This is a genomic window from Pseudomonas sp. SZ57, from assembly GCF_009495975.1.
In the GTDB taxonomy this organism is placed as follows: domain Bacteria; phylum Pseudomonadota; class Gammaproteobacteria; order Pseudomonadales; family Pseudomonadaceae; genus Aquipseudomonas; species Aquipseudomonas syringae.
The window spans coordinates 34,595-51,351 of sequence record NZ_WIBD01000033.1 but is presented as its reverse complement, the minus strand read 5'-3'; the positions used below and the strand labels follow the sequence as shown (position 1 = coordinate 51,351).

The following is a 16,757-nucleotide window of genomic DNA, read 5'->3' as shown; positions in this document are numbered from 1 at the left end:
GTGCGCGACGGCATTGTTTCAAACGACGAATCTTCTGCGACTGTAATGGCCCTTTCGCGAACAAGTTCGCTCAAAACTAGGCAGTTCGTGACGCTCTGCTTCACAAAGAGGACGCAGAGCGTCGCACGATAGCTGATACACAAACAAAAACGCCCCGATCATCTCGGGGCGTTTTTCGTTACCGGGTAGCCTTACGCGGCGATCGACGTCTTGAGCTTGTTCATCGCGCTTTTTTCCAGCTGACGAATACGCTCGGCGGAGACGTTGTACTTCTGCGCCAGGTCGTGCAGCGTGGCTTTTTCTTCTGCCAGCCAGCGCTGGTAGAGGATATCGCGGCTGCGTTCGTCCAGCACGTCCAGCGCCTGATGTAGATTGGCGGTGGAGTTGTCGGTCCAGTCGGAGTCTTCCAGTTGACGCGCCGGGTCGTAGCGGTGGTCTTCCAGATAATTGGCTGGCGACTGAAAGGCGCTGTCATCATCCGCTTCGGCGGCCGGGTCGAACGCCATGTCGTGGCCCGTCAGACGGCTTTCCATCTCACGCACTTCACGCGGCTCGACGCCCAGGCTTTCTGCGACACGATGCACTTCATCATTGTTCAGCCAGGCCAGACGCTTCTTCTGGCTGCGCAGGTTGAAGAACAGCTTGCGCTGCGCCTTGGTCGTGGCGACCTTGACGATGCGCCAGTTGCGCAGGATGAACTCGTGAATTTCGGCCTTGATCCAGTGCACGGCAAAAGACACCAGACGCACGCCCATCTCAGGGTTGAAACGCTTCACGGCCTTCATCAGACCGACGTTACCTTCCTGGATCAGGTCGGCCTGAGCCAGACCGTAACCCGAATAACTGCGCGCGATGTGCACGACGAATCGCAGGTGGGCGAGGACCATTTGACGGGCCGCGTCCAGATCCTGCTCATAGTAGAGACTCTCAGCCAGTTCACGCTCCTGCTCGGGCGTCAGCAAGGGAATGCTGTTGACCGTGTGCACATAGGCCTCGAGGTTCGCACCCGGGACTAGAGCATAAGCAGGTTGCAAAGAAGTGGTCATACGAAAAAACCTCCAGCGCACAGGTAATGTGCAGTTCAGCATTAGCCAGATTGACCCGGAACCGCTAACCAAGTTCCTTGATTTTCAGAGGCCAGTCTGGTGAAACAATAATGTGGCTCTACCGGGGCGCCAGTTCACGAAGATGTCGGGCCACCGCAATCCAGGCACCGATATACCCTAACAGAACCGCTCCAAGCAAGAGGGAAAGACCATCACCCATCGGCACACCGGCCAGTGCAAAGTCACTTCCATAGAGACCTGCAAGTCCGACAACCGCGCCGTTCAGCCAGTTCAGGCCATAAGCCAGAACGCCCCAGGACAGAATGCCTGCCCCGAAGCCGTACAGCGCGCCCATATAAAGGAAAGGCCTGCGCACGTAGCTGTCGGTACCGCCCACCAGCTTGATGACTTCGATTTCGATGCGGCGGTTTTCAATGTGTAGACGAATTGTGTTACCAATTACTAACAGCAAAGCCGAGACCAGCAGAACCGTCAAGCCGAAAACGAAACGGTCACCCAGTTTGAGGATCGCGGCCAGCCTTTCAACCCAGACCAGGTCCAGTTGCGCCTGTTCTACTTTAGGCAATCCGGCCAGTCGCGTACGCAAGGCTTCCAGCGCAGGTTTGTCTACTTCGTCCGGCGTCACCAGCACCACGCCCGGAAGCGGGTTCTCCGGCAGCTCCTTGAGCGCCTCGCCCAACCCGGACTGCTGCTTGAACTCACCCAACGCCTGTTCGCTGCTGATGTATTCGGCATCTGCCACACCGGGCATGGCCTTGATTTCATCGCGCAGGCGGGTGCCATCAGCGGTGCTGGCATCCAGGTTCAGGTAGATCGAAATCTGCGCCGCGCGCTGCCACGAACCACCCAGACGCTCGACATTGCTGAGCAGCAACGACAAGCCCATCGGCAGGCTCAAGGCAATCGCCATCACCAGACAGGTAAAGAAGCTGCCAATCGGTTGCTTGCCCAGACGTCGCAGGCTGTCCAGCAGACTGGAGCGATGGCTTTCCAGCCAGGCGGACAGCAGCGCACTGAAATCAGGGCCGTCGTCATCGTGGTCGTGGCGCTGCTTTTTCTGTTTCGGCGGCACCGGATCGGCGGCTTTGGGCGCGACGCGCTCTGAAACCTTGGGGCTGCGTGTGGCACTCATACTCCGGCCTCCCCGTCACCGATCAGACGACCGCGCTGCAGGGTCAGCATGCGATGGCGCATGCGGGCGATCAATGCCAGGTCGTGACTGGCAATCAGCACGCTGGTCCCCAGTCGGTTGATATCTTCAAACACACCCATGATCTCCGCCGCCAGGCGTGGGTCGAGGTTACCGGTCGGTTCATCGGCAAGCAGCAGGGCCGGACGGTGAACAATGGCGCGGGCAATGCCGACACGCTGTTGCTGACCGGTAGAGAGGTCACCCGGGTAAAGCTCGGCCTTGTCGGACAACGCCACCCGATCAAGCGCCGAGTCGACCCGCTTGGCGATCTCGGGCTTGGACAGGCCGAGGATCTGCAAAGGCAACGCGATATTGTTGAACACCGTGCGATCGAACAGCAACTGGTGATTCTGGAACACCACGCCGATCTGACGACGCAGAAACGGGATTTGTGCGTTGCTGATTTGCCCAAGGTCCTGACCGGCCAGCATCAGTTTGCCGGTGGTCGGACGCTCCATGGCCAGCAACAGGCGCAGCAGCGTGCTTTTGCCGGCACCGGAATGACCGGTGACGAACAAAAACTCGCCGCGACGTACTCGAAAGCTCAGTTCATGCAACCCGACATGTCCATTCGGGTAGCGCTTACCGACCTGCTCGAATCGAATCATGGACGCTCCCGCTCCGCAAACAGTGCCTGAACAAAGGGTTCGGCCTCGAAGGTACGCAGATCATCGATACCTTCACCGACGCCGATATAGCGAATCGGCAAGCCGAACTGCTTGGCCAGGGCGAAAATCACGCCGCCCTTGGCGGTGCCATCGAGCTTGGTCAGCGCCAGCCCGGTCAGCGTGACGGTCTGGTTGAATTGCTTGGCCTGATTGATAGCGTTCTGCCCGGTGCCCGCATCGAGGACCAGCAGGACTTCATGAGGAGCGTCTGCGTCCAGCTTGCCGATCACACGGCGAACCTTCTTCAACTCCTCCATCAGGTTGTCCTTGGTGTGCAGACGGCCAGCGGTGTCGGCGATCAGCACGTCGATGCCACGAGCCTTGGCGGCCTGCACGGCATCGAAGATGACAGAAGCCGAGTCGGCACCGGTGTGCTGGGCGATGACCGGTATGTGATTACGCTCACCCCAGACCTGCAATTGCTCGACAGCTGCAGCGCGGAACGTGTCGCCCGCCGCCAGCATGACCTTCTTGCCTTCCAGTTGCAGCTTCTTGGCCAGCTTGCCGATGGTCGTGGTCTTGCCGGCGCCATTGACGCCGACCACCAAAATCACGAACGGCCTGTGTTCGGACTTGATCACCAGCGGTTGCTCGACAGGCTTGAGCATCGCGGCCAGCTCGCCCTGCAACGAGGTGTACAGTGCCTGGGCGTCGGTCAACTGCTTGCGCGCGACCTTCTGGGTCAGGCTCTTGATGATGACCGAGGTGGCCTCAACGCCGACATCGGCGGTCAGCAGACGGGTTTCGATTTCTTCCAGCAGGTCGTCATCGATGGCCTTCTTGCCCAGAAACAGGCTGGCCATGCCTTCGCCAATGCTGGCGCTGGTCTTCGACAGGCCCTGCTTGAGACGTGCAAAGAAGCCGACCTTGCCGGTTTCCGGCTCAGGTGTCGGAGCAGGCGCCGGCACTGCAAGCTCTTGCGCAGCAGGCTGAACAGGTTGCGGCACTGCCTGCGCGACGACTGGCTCTGGCTCTGGCTCTGGCTCTGGCTCTGGCTCTGGCTCTGGCTCTGCAACAGGCTGAACGAGGACCGGCTCAGGCGTCGCGAGCGGCACGATATCCGCCACGACGGGTTCAGGCTCCAGCGATTCGGGCGCAACAGGAGCATGGTTTTGTTCAGGGATGGCCGGCGTGACATGCGGCTCGCGCTCGTCACTCAAGGCCACCGGCTCTTCAGTCACCGGCAAGGTCAGCCAGGGCTGAGGCGAAGGCGCGCCGGGCTCGACATGGCGTTGCGATGCAGGCGCAGCTGCTTCGACAGTGACTTCAGGCACCGATTGCGAGGCAACATGAGGCTCAACCTGCGGCGTCGCGGCAACCGGATCGGCGATCGGGTCGGGTTGCGTCGGGGATGATTCTGCTGGCTTAGGCTCGGCTTGCTGCGGCTTCTTGCGCAGCCATCCGAACAGGCCTTTCTTCTCTCCAGCCTCGGCTGGGGTCTTCTTGTCGTCGTTGGAACCAAACATGGATGACGGCTATCTCAAGGTTGCGGGGCGCCAGAGGGCGACCCGGAAAAATTCTGACATGCAAAACAGACTGCGTTTAGGACTTCTTGTTCACTCAACGGCCGCTTGTGCAGCTACCTTTACCTGCGTTTCAGAGAGGTTTCACTCGCAATCGGCCAGTGAAGGCTGTCTCTGAAGCAAACGGATCAGTATCCTAACACCCCCGCGCCCGCCGACGCTAAGTTCAAGCGGGCCGTCCTACAGGTTCAAACTACGAATGAATGCTTTAGCCCGCCGCGCCGCAGGCCTGCTGCTCAGCACAATTTGTCTGCCTTTGACAGCATTGGCTGCTGATCCGCAACCGACTCACGAATTCACCCTCGACAATGGCCTGAAGGTCGTTGTCCGCGAAGACCACCGCGCCCCGGTAGTGGTGTCGCAGATCTGGTACAAGGTCGGCTCCAGCTACGAAACGCCGGGCCAGACCGGTCTGTCCCACGCGCTTGAACACATGATGTTCAAAGGCAGCAGCAAAACCGGACCGGGCGAGTCTTCGCTGATTCTGCGCGATCTGGGCGCTGAAGAGAATGCGTTCACCAGCGACGACTACACCGCCTATTACCAGGTGCTGGCGCGTGACCGTCTGAGCGTCGCGCTGGAGCTGGAAGCCGATCGCATGGCAACCCTGAAATTGCCCGCCGACGAGTTCAGCCGCGAGATCGAGGTCATCAAGGAAGAGCGTCGCCTGCGTACCGATGACCAGCCAATGGGCAAGGCGTTCGAGCGCTTCAAGGCGATGGCCTACCCTGCCAGCGGCTACCACACGCCGACCATCGGCTGGATGGCAGACCTGGAGCGCATGAAGGTCGAAGAACTGCGCCACTGGTACGAATCCTGGTATGCGCCGAACAACGCCACGCTGGTGGTGGTCGGTGATGTGCAGCCGGACGAAGTCAAAGCCCTGGCAGAACGCTTCTTCGGATCGATCCCGCGCCGCGCTGTACCGCCTTCGAAAAAACCACTGGAACTGGCCGAGCCGGGCGAGCGCAAGATCACCCTGCACGTCAAAACCCAGTTGCCGAGCCTGATTTACGGTTTCAATGTACCGAGTGTCGCGACCGCTGAAGATCCACGCTCGGCGAACGCCCTGCGTCTGATCGCAGCGCTGCTCGACGGTGGCTACAGCGCACGCATTTCCTCACGCCTGGAACGTGGCGAAGAGCTGGTTTCCGGAGCCTCGTCGCGTTACGACGCGTTTGCTCGCGGCGACAGCCTGTTCATGATCAGCGCCACACCCAACCTGCAGAAGAAGAAAACCCTGGCCGACGTGGAAGCCGGAATCTGGCGCCTGCTCGATGAGCTGAAAACCAAGGCACCGTCCGCCGAGGAGCTGGAGCGTGTCCGGGCTCAGGTCATTGCCGGTGTGGTCTACGAGCGCGACTCGATCACCAGCCAGGCGACCATGATCGGAGAGCTGGAAACCGTCGGTCTGTCCTGGAAGCTGATGGACAATGAACTGGAGGCGCTGCAAAGCGTGACCCCGCAAGACATCCAGAAAGCTGCCAACACCTATTTCACCCGTGAGCGCCTCAGCGTTGCGCACGTTCTGCCTGAGGAGAAAGCCAAATGATCACGCGCAATGCTCCACGTCATGCGCTGCTTGGCCTGATCCTGGCCGGTTCGCTCGGTGCCTTTGTCGCACTGCCAGCCCTGGCCGACGACGCCCCTGCCGAGCAGGGCCAGGCCGCTCCCGCGCTGGGCAGCAACCTGCAGACCCTCAAGGAGCTGGACGGCAAGGCTCCGGCCCGCCGCGCCCTGAATATCCAGACCTGGAATACCGCCGAGGGCGCCCGCGTGCTGTTCGTGGAATCCCGCGAATTGCCGATGTTCGACATGCGCCTGACGTTCGCTGCGGGCAGCAGCCAGGACCAGAAATCGCCCGGCATTGCCCTGCTGACCAACGCCATGCTCAACGAGGGCATCAAAGGCAAGGACGTCAACGCGATCGCCCAGGGTTTCGAAGGTCTGGGCGCCGACTTCAGCAACGGATCCTACCGCGACATGGCGGTGGCCTCACTGCGCAGCCTGAGTGCTGCGGACAAGCGCGATCCGGCCCTGAAATTGTTCAGTGAAGTCGTGGGCAAGCCTACCTTCCCTGCCGATTCTCTGGCTCGCATCAAGAACCAGTTGATCGCCAGCTTCGAGACTCAGAAACAGAACCCCGGCGCTATCGCCAGCAAGGAACTGTTCAATCGTCTGTACGGCGATCACCCCTACGCCCACCCGAGCGAAGGCGATGCCAAGAGCGTCAACGCTATCACCCTGGCTCAGCTCAAGGCTTTCCATGCCAAGGGCTATGCAGCGGGCAATGCAGTGATTGCTCTGGTCGGCGACCTGTCGCGAGACGAAGCACAGGCCATCGCGGCTCAGGTCTCGGCCTCGTTGCCCAAAGGTCCGGCGCTGGCAAAAGTGGCTGACCCGGTCGAGCCCAAGGCAGGCACCACGCACATAGAATTTGCCTCCAACCAGACGCACCTGATGCTCGCGCAGCTGGGTGTCGACCGCAATGATCCGGACTACGCGGCGCTGACCGTGGGTAACTCGGTCTTGGGCGGTGGCGGCTTCGGCAGCCGACTGATGACCGAAGTGCGGGAAAAACGCGGCCTGACCTACGGCGTGTCTTCCGGTTTCACTGCCATGCAGGTGGCGGGACCGTTCATGATCGGCCTGCAGACGCGTGCGGAAATGAGCGACAACACCCTCAAGCTGGTGCAGGACATCGTTCGCGACTTCCTCGCCAATGGTCCGACCCAGAAAGAAGTCGACGATGTGAAGCGCGAACTGACCGGCAGCTTCCCGCTGACCGCAGCCAGCAACTCGGCCATTGTGGGTCAGTTGGGTGCCATCGGTTTCTACCACCTGCCGTTGACCTACCTCGAGGACTACATGGCCGCCGCCCAGAACGTGACCGTCGAACAGGTAAAAGCGGCTATGAGCAAGCACCTGAGCGCCGACAAGATGGTCATCGTCACCGTGGGCCCGACCGTCGAGCAAAAACCATTGCCGGCGCCGACCGACAAACCCGTCCGCCAACCTGCAGGGGTCCCGGAACACTGATGGCCAATCCACGTCCGAAGGGCCACAACGGCCTGGGTCAGCTTCGTATCATCGGCGGAGAATGGGGCAGCCGCCGCCTGACCTTCCCCGACGCACCCGGCTTGCGCCCGACACCTGATCGCGTGCGCGAAACCCTGTTCAACTGGCTGGCCCCCTATATCGCCGGTGCCAGGGTGCTGGACGTTTTCACGGGCAGCGGCGCGCTGTATTTCGAAGCCTTGTCGCGTGGCGCCAGCATGGGCCTGGCCCTGGACAGTAACGCGGCAGCCATCGCCAGCCTGCGCCAGAACCTCAATGCACTGAACTGCACCAGCGGCCAGGTCTCCCAGGCCGACGCCCTGCGCCACCTGGAAACCGCCACCGCCTCGCCCTTCGACGTCGTGTTCCTCGACCCGCCCTTCCATCAGGGCCTGCTGGCTTCAGCCTGCAACCTGCTGGAGAGCCACGGCTGGCTGGCCGACACCGCCTGGATCTACACCGAAAGCGAAACACCGCCATCGACCACCGGCTTGCCGGGCAGTTGGCGATTGCACCGCGAGAAAAAGGCCGGACAGGTGTATTACGCCTTGTGGCAGCGGGGCTAGCCCAAGCACCACTGAATGGAGCGCCTGGCGCGCTCCATTCCTGCCTCAATATCCCTCCCAGATAATGCGACCTACTTGAATCAAGATGTCGAACTGGTCGATTATCTGGATTACCACTGAGCGAAGGTCCCCGTGGAAATGCATAACCCCCCACATCCGGGCGAAATCCTGCTTGAAGAGGTGATTCCCGGTCTACAGACCACGGTTTCGGAGTTCGCCAGCCATCTGGGTTTTGCCAGAGAGACCCTTTCGGAAATACTGCATGGCCTTGCGCCTGTAAGCCCTGACCTGGCAGTAAGGCTTGAACGGGCGGGCATCAGCAGCGCGCGTCTATGGCTGAGCATTCAGGCCGATCACGACCTTTGGCAGGCCGAGCATCGCGAGCAGCCGCCAATCGAGCCTTATGTCAGAGCAGGTCAAGGTTAGCAACACGTCGCGGGGACAAGCCACCACGCTACTTGAATTCCCCCCTTACATCCCGAACTGCTTAGTGGCAACGTATAGCCAGTCACCCCTGAACTGATCGTTGAGCAAGCACGTGTCCACACGCCCTACCTTTCTGTCCCATGCCAATCCATTCGTCCCGGCCGTCGGCATGGGCAATCCGCATTTGCAGACGCTTTGGGGGCCGCTGCTGCGCAAGCCGACGTTGCTGGCGCGGACGCGCGAGCGGTTATGGTTGCAGGACGGGGATTTTCTGGACATGGACTGGCATGGTCCGGATGAGCCCGACAAACCCTTGGTGCTGGTATTGCACGGCCTGACCGGATCGTCCAACTCGCCCTATGTTGCCGGCCTGCAAAAGGCCATGGCAGCGCTGGGCTGGCCGAGTGTGGCGTTAAACTGGCGCGGTTGCTCGGGAGAACCCAACCTGCTGTCGCGCAGTTATCATTCCGGGGCGAGCGAGGATCTGGCCGAGGTGATCGCCCATTTGCGTTCGCTGCGGCCATTGGCTCCGATTTATGCCGTGGGGTATTCGCTGGGCGGCAATGTGTTGCTCAAGTACCTGGGGGAGTCCGGCGCCAACAGTGATCTACGGGGCGCCGTGGCGGTGTCCGTGCCGTTTCGCCTGGACGAATGCGCCAACCGTATCGGCCAAGGCTTCTCGCGGGTTTATCAGCGCCACTTCATGCGCGAAATGCTGGCCTATATCCGTGACAAGCAGCATCGGTTCCAGCATGAAGGCATCAGCGAGGGGCTGGCCGAACTCGCCGCGCTGGGCTCACTGGAGAACATGCGCACCTTCTGGGACTTCGATGGCCGGGTGACTGCGCCGCTGCACGGTTTTACCGATGCCACGGATTATTACCGCAGAGCGTCCAGCCGCTACTACCTGGGCCAGATCCAGACGCCGACGCTGATCATCCAGTCCAGCGACGACCCGTTCGTGTTCCCTCACAGCCTGCCCGAGCCCAGCGAGCTATCGTCCTGCACCGAATTCGAACTGCACACCAAAGGTGGGCACGTCGGCTTCGTCGAAGGCTCGCTTCGCACTCCGCGCTACTACCTAGAACGTCGCATCCCGCTGTGGCTATGCGCCGCCCAGGATCGCGATGGCTCGCCCACGAGTGGATAACGAATCAATCGGCGCCGGTGGCGATTGCACGCTCAGGATCGGTGATCCACTCACTCCACGAACCCGCATACAGCGTTGCCAGCGGATAGCCGGCCAGACAAAGGGCGAACAGGTTGTGGCAGGCCGTGACACCTGAACCGCAATAGGACACCAGGCTCTCCGGCGGCCGGTCCTGCAGCTTTTCAGCGAAACGCTGCCTGAGCCGCTCGGGCGGCAAAAATCGTCCATCCGTGCCAAGGTTGTCAGTGCAGGCCGCGCACTGCGCACCGGGAATATGCCCGGCCACCGGATCCAGAGGTTCTACGTCGCCTCGAAAGCGGGCTTCGGCGCGCGCGTCGATCAAGGTCATTTCCGGGCGTCCCAGACGACCCTGCAAGCGACTGCCGCTGAGCACCAGGGACATGTCCGGCTCACCGCTGAAATGACCGGGTTCACGGTTCGGCGCATCGAGGCTCAACGGCAGCCCCGCGGCGTGCCAGGCCTTCAGCCCGCCATCGAGCAGGTAGACGCCTTCACGCTTGCCCATCCAGGCCAGCAACCACCAGGCCCGTGCGGCATACATTCCCGGCCCATCGTCATACAGCACAACATCGCTGTCAGCGTTGATGCCCCATGCCTGAAAGCATTGCAGCAAAGCGGCGGGATCGGGCAGTGGATGACGTCCGGTCTTGCCCTTGATCGCAGGCCCGCTGAGGTCGCGCTTCAGATCGGCAAAAGACGCGCCCTCGATACGCCCCTGGGCGTAACTGCGCTGACCATAGTCGGAGTCTTCGAGCGCGTAGCGGCAATCGAGAATCACCAGGCCTGGAGCTTTCTGGCGTTCAGCCAGTTGCTCAGGGTTGATCAGTTGCGCAATGGACATGACACACTCCTGTGGCAGAGAACCGACAAGCTGGCTGCTCGTCGGTCCCGGAATTCACATCAGAACCTCGGGCAACGATGCGTGAAACGTTTCACACAGTGCATCGAACGCTTCGCGAGCCTGAGGCGCGACAAAAACAGATTCGAGCATAAGTACCTGATAGACGCCACGTCGAATAGCCGACTGGTTGATCTCCGTGGAGTTTTCCCGGTTGGTGCACAGAAAGCGCACCCACGACGTCAGGATGATCCAGGTGTTGAGACTGGTCCATTCGATCTGCGACTCATCCATCTTCAGGATGCCTGCCTTGATGAATCCCCGATAGATGGTCATCGCCTGCATCAGGCAGCGGTACGAAAAACGCCGATAACGCCGCGCCAGTTCCTCATCCGACGTCAGCAGGTGCTCAAGGTCTCGGTGCAGAAAACGGTAGCGCCACATGGCGTCGATGATCGCCAGGAAATAATCGCGCTTGTCCTCGATGGTCGGCGTACGGTCGGCTGGCAGAGTCAGGAAACTGCCGATCAGCACCTCGTACTCGGAGAACAGTTCGGCGATGATCGCCTGCTTGTTGGCGAAGTGGTAATAGAGATTGCCGGGCGAGATTTCCATGTGCGCAGCGATGTGATTGGTGGTCACACTACGCTCGCCCTGCTGATTGAACAGTTCCAGACTGGTTTGCACGATTCGTTCACGGGTTTTGGTACGCGGTGCCATGCTGGGCCAGACCACTCTATGCTGATCAGATGATGGCAATCTTAGCGCAGGCTGATACTGGAATGGTGGCAGAATCGTTGCGGTAAGAGTGTCACGTAGGCGCAGGCATACACACTTGGGCCACGACCCGGACGGATCGAAAATCCGGATGACATGCCGCTCGTCAACAAGCGTCCGTCCTACAAACTTTTTCCTCCACCGACCAGTCGCTGTGACTGCGCCAAATAGCCCCAAAATCAGGGATTTCATTAGAAACATGGCCGATAATCGGCGCAATACGACGTTTGATACCCGCTACGCAGCTTGGCCCATCGGGAAGGCTGCGATACCATCCGAGTCCCACAACGGACTCCGACCAGGACGACGCGATGAACCGAGTGTTGTACCCAGGCACCTTCGACCCGATTACCAAGGGCCATGGAGATTTGGTCGAGCGCGCCTCGCGCCTGTTTGACCAAGTGGTCATTGCGGTTGCCGCCAGCCCGAAGAAAAACCCGCTGTTCCCTCTGGAGCAACGCGTCGAGCTGGCCCGCGAAGTCACCAAGCACTTGCCCAATGTGGAAGTGGTCGGTTTTTCGACCCTGCTGGCGCATTTTGCCAAGGAACAGAATGCCAATGTCTTTCTGCGCGGACTTCGTGCCGTGTCGGATTTCGAATACGAGTTTCAGTTGGCCAACATGAATCGTCAGCTGGCACCGGACGTCGAAAGCCTGTTCCTCACGCCCTCGGAGCGCTACTCGTTCATTTCCTCGACGTTAGTGCGTGAAATCGCCGCGTTGGGCGGTGATATCACCAAGTTCGTACATCCTGCAGTTGCCCAGGCGCTGACCGAGCGCTTCAAGCGCTAGACTCGCTGCATGTGAAGGTGCATCCCGAAGCCTAATGCGGCACAATTCGCCGCATTGGTTTTAATGTGCCCCGGCGTCGGCCGCGGCAGGAGCAATTCATGTCCCTTATCATCACTGACGATTGCATCAACTGCGACGTCTGCGAACCCGAGTGCCCAAACGAGGCGATTTCACAAGGTGAGGAGATCTACGTGATCAACCCGAACCTGTGCACCGAATGCGTCGGTCACTACGACGAGCCTCAATGCCAGCAGGTTTGCCCGGTCGACTGCATCCCTCTGGATGAGAATCACGTCGAGAGCAAAGAGCAGTTGATGGACAAGTACAGGATCATCACCAGCAAGGCCTGATAACGGCCTTCACTGCTGCTTGCCGTAGCCGTCGCCCGTGCAACCCAGACAACGCACGAAGGCTGCCTTGCCCGGATCCACCACCAGCGCCTTGCCTGTTGCCCCGAGGTTGCCGCCTGCCGCCGCAAAAGGCGCAGCGATCACGAACAGTCCCGTGCCGATAACGGTGGCCGCGATCAGCAAGGGTCGGGCAATCAGCAAGTCACCGATCATGGCAAACGCCGGCGGGTTCTGGATGGTGTAGACCGGATCGCCGCTGCCTGTGGTGACATCGGCGGCAACCGCCGGCAGCGCCTGCAGGCCGATGAACAACGCCAGCGCGGCTGCGAGAATACGAAACGGGCTCATGGCTTGATCCTTCAGGCGTCGCAAATAATTAAGGTGCCATCACTATAAACAGGGCTATGGGTTAAGCAAATGGCCCAGAGCCCCTGTCATGCGTATTTCAGCGCTGGCATTTCGGGCAATACACGCTGGCGCGCTGGCCGAGTTTGACCTCACGCAGCGTCGTGCCGCACACCTTGCATGGCTGACCGCCACGCCCATACGCAAACAATTCCTGCTGGAAATACCCGGGCTTGCCGTCACCGCCGATGAAGTCACGCAGGGTGGTGCCGCCACGCTCTATGGCGTAGGCCAGAATACGTTTGATCTCGATGGCCAGCTTCAGGTAACGCGCCCGGGACACACTCCCCGCTTCGCGGCGCGGGTCGATGCCGGCGGCGAACAGCGCTTCGGTCGCATAGATATTGCCCACCCCGACCACAACGGCGTTGTCCATGACGAACGGCTTGACCGCGATCGACTTGCCACGCGAACGCTCGTAAAGACGCTCGCCATCGAACAGATCGGTCAGCGGCTCCGGCCCCAGGCGGATCAACAGTTCGTGGTTGTGCGGATCAAGGCTCCAGAGCATCGCGCCGAAGCGACGCGGGTCGGTGTAACGCAAGGCCAGCCCGGACTCCAGTTCGATATCGACATGCTCGTGTTTGAGCGCCGGAAGCCCGGCTTCGACCAGACGCAGATTGCCGGACATGCCCAGGTGGCTGATCAGGGTGCCCACCTCGGCCTGGATCAGCAGGTACTTGGCGCGCCGATCAACCTGCACGATACGCTGGCCGGACAGGCGAACGTCCAGATCTTCGGGAATGGGCCAGCGCAAGCGGCTGTCGCGCACGATCACGCGGCTGACGCGCTGACCTTCAAGATGCGGCGCAATGCCGCGACGGGTGGTTTCGACTTCAGGTAATTCAGGCATGGACAACTCGGTCGTGCAGAAAGGACAGGCCGGGGCGACGCCGGATCAGCGCGCGCCCAGCTCGCGGATGCTTTCCCTCAGGTATTCAAAGTCATATTCGGACAGGCCCACGTAGTCCAGCACCAGCGCACCGATGCACTCCCACTCATGATCCTCGTGCTGATTGCCCAGTACCCGATAGGACTGGCAGATATGCTCGGCCATTTTCAGCGGGGCCAGGAGGTTCTTGAGCGTGGCATTACGACTGGTATCGTCCTGAAAAATCGCCAATGCGTTGTGATGATTGGCGATCGCGTCGGTAATGTGTGCAGGCAAACGCCAGGATTTGGCCGTGTAATAGCCGACGACCGAATGGTTGGTGTCGAAGGCGCTGTTTTCAGTATCGACGATGCGGCAATCAGGGCCCGCGTTGGCGTAGGCCTCTTCCAGCACCGGCATGTAGTTGGGGAAACGCTTGAGCATCAACGGAATGCCGCAGTCGTGAAACAGGCCCAGGGCGTAGGACTCGTCCGCCGTCTGCGAGCCGATACGCTTGGCCAGGGTCAGGCTGGTCATCGCGACATCCTGCGCCGTATCCCAGAAACGGTTGAGCGCAACGATGGTTTCATCGGTCATCTCGCCCCGGATCGACTGCGCGTTGATCAGGTTGATCACCGTCCGACTGCCCAGCAGATTCACCGCCTTGTCGATGGAGGCAATCTTGTTGGACAGGCCGTAGTGGGCGGAGTTGACGATCTTCAACAGCGCCCCGGACAACCCGGGATCCTGCGCGATCAATCGCGCGATCGCCCCCAGGTCCGGGTCGGGCATGTATTGCTCCATCTGCAGATCCACCATGATTTGCGGCTGCGGAGGGACACTGATGCCCTGCAACGCTTGCTGGATCTGTTCTGGGCTTAGCTCTTCGGACATAGGAATTTACTCACGGTGATGACTGGATTCTGACCCCTTGCGGAGAAACGGTCCATCATCCAAGACGAAGATATTCTCGGAACTTTGCCTGGTACGAAGCTTCGGACTTTGTGTTACGAGCGTGAACGGCGGCCTCAAAACGGCCGGCCAGGCGCTACCCCTGAAGCCCGACACTGGAGGATCCCATGTCTAAAGCATTGACTGGCAAACGCATAGCAATTCTTGTAACCGACGGTTTCGAACAGGTTGAATTGACCGGTCCGAAAGAAGCGTTGGAGCAAGCAGGCGCCACCGTGGAAATCCTTTCCGCTGAAGAGGGCAAGGTCAAAGGCTGGAATCACGACAAACCTGCCGATGACTTCAAGATCGACGGTACGTTCAAGGCTGCCAACGCCAGTGACTATCACGGCGTGGTACTGCCGGGCGGTGTGCAGAACTCCGACACCATCCGCATAGACAGCGACGCGCAAAAGATCGTCAAGGACATCGAGGCCGCGGGCAAGCCAGTGGCGGTGATCTGCCATGGCAGCTGGCTGTTGATCTCGGCCGGCCTGGTAAAAGGCAAAACCCTGACCAGCTTCAAGACGCTGAAAGATGACCTGGTCAACGCGGGCGCAAAATGGGTCGATCAGGAAGTCGTCACCGACGGCAAGCTGATCAGCAGCCGCCAGCCCGACGACATCCCCGCCTTCAACAGCAAACTGATCGAAGCGCTGTCTGCCTGACAGATTCCGTCAGTTAATTGCAGTCATCCCGGCCCAGCGCCGGGATGACGCGCTATAATCCCGCTCTTTTTTCAGGAGCGACGTCATGTCCCTGCCTAGCTTGCGCCTCAAAGCCAACGCCGACCGCCGCCTGCGCGCCGGTCATCTGTGGGTCTACAGCAACGAGATCGATGTAGCCGCCACCCCACTGCATGGTTTTGCAGCCGGTGATCAGGCCATCCTCGAAGCTGCGGGCGGCAAGCCGCTGGGCATCGTCGCCATGAGCCCCAACAACCTGATCTGCGCACGCCTGCTGTCCCGCGACATCAAGCTGCCGCTCGACAAGTCTCTGCTCGTCCATCGCCTCAACGTTGCGCTGTCGCTGCGTGAACGTCTGTTCGACAAGCCCTTCTACCGCCTGGTCTACGGTGACTCCGACCTGCTGCCGGGTCTGGTGGTCGATCGTTTCGGTGACATTCTGGTCGTTCAACTGGCCTCGGCCACGATGGAAAACCACAAGGAAGACATCATCGCGGCGCTGGTTCAGGTCATCAAGCCAAGCGGCATCCTGTTCAAGAACGATTCGGCGGCTCGCGATGCGGAAGGCCTGAATCGTTACGTCGAAACCGTGTTCGGTCTGGTGCCGGAATGGGTTGCGCTGGAAGAGAACGGCGTGAAGTTCGAAGCACCGGTCATGGCCGGGCAAAAAACCGGCTGGTTCTATGACCACCGCATGAACCGCGCGCGCATCGCCCCTTACGTCAAAGGCAAGCGTGTGCTCGACCTGTACAGCTATATCGGCGGCTGGGGCATTCAGGCAGCGGCTTTCGGTGCCAGCGATGTCACCTGCGTCGACGCGTCGTCCTTCGCCCTCGACGGCGTGGAGCGCAACGCAGCCCTGAACGGTTTTGCCGAAAAGATGACCTGCATCGAAGGCGATGTCTTCGAAGCGCTCAAGGAACTGAAAGCCGCAGAGGAGCGTTTCGACGTAATCGTCGCCGACCCGCCTGCATTCATCAAACGCAAGAAAGACATGAAAAACGGTGAAGGCGCTTACCGCCGCCTGAACGAGCAAGCCATGCGCCTGCTCAGCAAGGACGGCATTCTGGTCAGCGCTTCGTGCTCGATGCACCTGCCGGAAGACGACCTGCAGAACATCCTCCTGACCAGCGCCCGCCATCTGGACCGCAACATCCAGCTGCTGGAACGCGGCGGCCAGGGCCCGGACCATCCGGTGCACCCGGCCATTGCCGAGACGCGCTACATCAAGAGCATCACCTGCCGGCTGCTGCCCAACAGCTGACACCGAAGCGCCCGGCGTCGTCGCGCCTACAAGCGCTCGCTGTTCCTGACTATGACTATCGTGCCAATGCTCCGCGTTGGCATGCCGTTCCGGATGCGCAGCGCCGCTAAAATAAGCGCTTTTTTATCACAGTGGCACTGACGACGCAGAGTGC

18 protein-coding genes are annotated in these 16,757 nt (G+C 60.4%); 9 read left to right on the top strand and 9 right to left on the bottom strand.

The features are described from left to right. Positions 1 to 191: 191 nt before the first annotated feature. The 4 genes from rpoH to ftsY form a co-directional block, all read right to left on the bottom strand. A complete protein-coding gene (gene rpoH / locus GE543_RS24890; protein WP_002555629.1) occupies positions 192 to 1,046 on the bottom strand; it encodes an RNA polymerase sigma factor RpoH in 855 nt (284 codons plus the stop codon). Between the two features lie 118 nt (positions 1,047 to 1,164). Further along, complete coding sequence (gene ftsX / locus GE543_RS24885; RefSeq protein ID WP_003411926.1) at positions 1,165 to 2,199, bottom strand: permease-like cell division protein FtsX; 1,035 nt, start codon at positions 2,197 to 2,199, stop codon at positions 1,165 to 1,167. Next, the gene (gene ftsE, locus GE543_RS24880; protein ID WP_003411930.1) at positions 2,196 to 2,867 is read right to left on the bottom strand and encodes a cell division ATP-binding protein FtsE; all 672 of its coding nucleotides are present in this window, start codon (positions 2,865 to 2,867) and stop codon (positions 2,196 to 2,198) included. Before ftsE ends, ftsX begins: the two co-directional genes overlap by 4 nt. Beyond that, on the bottom strand, positions 2,864 to 4,393 hold the full coding sequence (gene ftsY / locus GE543_RS24875) for a signal recognition particle-docking protein FtsY (RefSeq protein ID WP_153222593.1): 1,530 nt from the start codon (positions 4,391 to 4,393) through the stop codon (positions 2,864 to 2,866). The genes ftsE and ftsY overlap by 4 nt, the downstream gene beginning before the upstream one ends. Positions 4,394 to 4,649: 256 nt before the next feature. Here ftsY and GE543_RS24870 point away from each other — a divergent pair, with 256 nt between their 5' ends. The 5 genes from GE543_RS24870 (at position 4,650) to GE543_RS24850 (ending at position 9,649) form a co-directional block, all read left to right on the top strand. Then, on the top strand, positions 4,650 to 6,002 hold the full coding sequence (locus tag GE543_RS24870; RefSeq protein WP_153222592.1) for a pitrilysin family protein: 1,353 nt from the start codon (positions 4,650 to 4,652) through the stop codon (positions 6,000 to 6,002). Beyond that, entirely contained in the window at positions 5,999 to 7,489 is a 1,491-nt protein-coding gene (locus GE543_RS24865; RefSeq protein WP_003411936.1) for a pitrilysin family protein, read from the top strand. The genes GE543_RS24870 and GE543_RS24865 overlap by 4 nt, the downstream gene beginning before the upstream one ends. Beyond that, positions 7,489 to 8,073, top strand: a complete 585-nt coding sequence (rsmD, locus tag GE543_RS24860) for a 16S rRNA (guanine(966)-N(2))-methyltransferase RsmD (protein ID WP_046271386.1) — start codon at positions 7,489 to 7,491, stop codon at positions 8,071 to 8,073. The genes GE543_RS24865 and rsmD overlap by 1 nt, the downstream gene beginning before the upstream one ends. Before the next feature lie 132 nt (positions 8,074 to 8,205). Beyond that, positions 8,206 to 8,499 (top strand): HigA family addiction module antitoxin, encoded by a 294-nt coding sequence (locus GE543_RS24855; protein ID WP_024961230.1) that lies wholly within the window; start codon positions 8,206 to 8,208, stop codon positions 8,497 to 8,499. Between the two features lie 112 nt (positions 8,500 to 8,611). After that, positions 8,612 to 9,649, top strand: a complete 1,038-nt coding sequence (locus GE543_RS24850; RefSeq protein ID WP_371927260.1) for a hydrolase — start codon at positions 8,612 to 8,614, stop codon at positions 9,647 to 9,649. Between the two features lie 4 nt (positions 9,650 to 9,653). Here GE543_RS24850 and GE543_RS24845 read toward each other — a convergent pair whose 3' ends face one another. Beyond that, positions 9,654 to 10,511 carry a sulfurtransferase gene (locus GE543_RS24845; RefSeq protein WP_153222590.1) on the bottom strand — a complete coding sequence of 286 codons (858 nt, stop codon included), beginning with the start codon at positions 10,509 to 10,511 and terminating at the stop codon, positions 9,654 to 9,656. A gap of 54 nt (positions 10,512 to 10,565) precedes the next feature. Then, entirely contained in the window at positions 10,566 to 11,228 is a 663-nt protein-coding gene (locus GE543_RS24840; protein WP_003348747.1) for a TetR/AcrR family transcriptional regulator, read from the bottom strand. A gap of 368 nt (positions 11,229 to 11,596) precedes the next feature. Between GE543_RS24840 and coaD the strand changes: the two genes are divergently transcribed. Then, entirely contained in the window at positions 11,597 to 12,076 is a 480-nt protein-coding gene (gene coaD, locus GE543_RS24835) for a pantetheine-phosphate adenylyltransferase (RefSeq protein WP_003348749.1), read from the top strand. A 98-nt stretch (positions 12,077 to 12,174) separates the two neighbouring features. After that, the gene (locus GE543_RS24830; protein ID WP_003316325.1) at positions 12,175 to 12,426 is read left to right on the top strand and encodes a YfhL family 4Fe-4S dicluster ferredoxin; all 252 of its coding nucleotides are present in this window, start codon (positions 12,175 to 12,177) and stop codon (positions 12,424 to 12,426) included. Positions 12,427 to 12,435: 9 nt separating this feature from the next. Here the strand turns inward: GE543_RS24830 and GE543_RS24825 are convergent, their stop codons facing one another. The 3 genes from GE543_RS24825 to GE543_RS24815 all read right to left on the bottom strand — a co-directional run bounded on the left by GE543_RS24825 (position 12,436) and on the right by GE543_RS24815 (position 14,596). Continuing rightward, positions 12,436 to 12,774, bottom strand: coding sequence for a hypothetical protein (locus tag GE543_RS24825; RefSeq protein WP_003372544.1), 339 nt, complete (start codon positions 12,772 to 12,774; stop codon positions 12,436 to 12,438). Between the two features lie 97 nt (positions 12,775 to 12,871). Beyond that, positions 12,872 to 13,684, bottom strand: a complete 813-nt coding sequence (mutM, locus tag GE543_RS24820) for a bifunctional DNA-formamidopyrimidine glycosylase/DNA-(apurinic or apyrimidinic site) lyase (RefSeq protein WP_003372546.1) — start codon at positions 13,682 to 13,684, stop codon at positions 12,872 to 12,874. Positions 13,685 to 13,729: 45 nt separating this feature from the next. After that, complete coding sequence (locus GE543_RS24815; protein WP_003411948.1) at positions 13,730 to 14,596, bottom strand: HDOD domain-containing protein; 867 nt, start codon at positions 14,594 to 14,596, stop codon at positions 13,730 to 13,732. 185 nt (positions 14,597 to 14,781) lie between these two features. Between GE543_RS24815 and GE543_RS24810 the strand changes: the two genes are divergently transcribed. Together GE543_RS24810 and GE543_RS24805 are read left to right on the top strand one after the other, a co-directional pair. Then, the gene (locus GE543_RS24810; protein ID WP_003372548.1) at positions 14,782 to 15,321 is read left to right on the top strand and encodes a type 1 glutamine amidotransferase domain-containing protein; all 540 of its coding nucleotides are present in this window, start codon (positions 14,782 to 14,784) and stop codon (positions 15,319 to 15,321) included. An 85-nt stretch (positions 15,322 to 15,406) separates the two neighbouring features. Beyond that, positions 15,407 to 16,603 (top strand): class I SAM-dependent rRNA methyltransferase, encoded by a 1,197-nt coding sequence (locus GE543_RS24805; protein ID WP_003393654.1) that lies wholly within the window; start codon positions 15,407 to 15,409, stop codon positions 16,601 to 16,603. The last annotated feature ends 154 nt before the right edge of the window (positions 16,604 to 16,757 follow it).

Excerpts from the sequence above, each read along its gene's own strand:
- rpoH (WP_002555629.1), bottom strand. The coding sequence starts at position 1,046 with ATGACCACTTCTTTGCAACCTGCTTATGCTCTAGTCCCGGGTGCGAAC.
- ftsX (WP_003411926.1), bottom strand. The coding sequence starts at position 2,199 with ATGAGTGCCACACGCAGCCCCAAGGTTTCAGAGCGCGTCGCGCCCAAA.
- ftsE (WP_003411930.1), bottom strand. The coding sequence starts at position 2,867 with ATGATTCGATTCGAGCAGGTCGGTAAGCGCTACCCGAATGGACATGTC.
- ftsY (WP_153222593.1), bottom strand. The coding sequence starts at position 4,393 with ATGTTTGGTTCCAACGACGACAAGAAGACCCCAGCCGAGGCTGGAGAG.
- GE543_RS24870 (WP_153222592.1), top strand. The coding sequence starts at position 4,650 with ATGAATGCTTTAGCCCGCCGCGCCGCAGGCCTGCTGCTCAGCACAATT.
- GE543_RS24865 (WP_003411936.1), top strand. The coding sequence starts at position 5,999 with ATGATCACGCGCAATGCTCCACGTCATGCGCTGCTTGGCCTGATCCTG.
- rsmD (WP_046271386.1), top strand. The coding sequence starts at position 7,489 with ATGGCCAATCCACGTCCGAAGGGCCACAACGGCCTGGGTCAGCTTCGT.
- GE543_RS24845 (WP_153222590.1), bottom strand. The coding sequence starts at position 10,511 with ATGTCCATTGCGCAACTGATCAACCCTGAGCAACTGGCTGAACGCCAG.
- GE543_RS24840 (WP_003348747.1), bottom strand. The coding sequence starts at position 11,228 with ATGGCACCGCGTACCAAAACCCGTGAACGAATCGTGCAAACCAGTCTG.
- coaD (WP_003348749.1), top strand. The coding sequence starts at position 11,597 with ATGAACCGAGTGTTGTACCCAGGCACCTTCGACCCGATTACCAAGGGC.
- GE543_RS24830 (WP_003316325.1), top strand. The coding sequence starts at position 12,175 with ATGTCCCTTATCATCACTGACGATTGCATCAACTGCGACGTCTGCGAA.
- GE543_RS24825 (WP_003372544.1), bottom strand. The coding sequence starts at position 12,774 with ATGAGCCCGTTTCGTATTCTCGCAGCCGCGCTGGCGTTGTTCATCGGC.
- mutM (WP_003372546.1), bottom strand. The coding sequence starts at position 13,684 with ATGCCTGAATTACCTGAAGTCGAAACCACCCGTCGCGGCATTGCGCCG.
- GE543_RS24815 (WP_003411948.1), bottom strand. The coding sequence starts at position 14,596 with ATGTCCGAAGAGCTAAGCCCAGAACAGATCCAGCAAGCGTTGCAGGGC.
- GE543_RS24810 (WP_003372548.1), top strand. The coding sequence starts at position 14,782 with ATGTCTAAAGCATTGACTGGCAAACGCATAGCAATTCTTGTAACCGAC.
- GE543_RS24805 (WP_003393654.1), top strand. The coding sequence starts at position 15,407 with ATGTCCCTGCCTAGCTTGCGCCTCAAAGCCAACGCCGACCGCCGCCTG.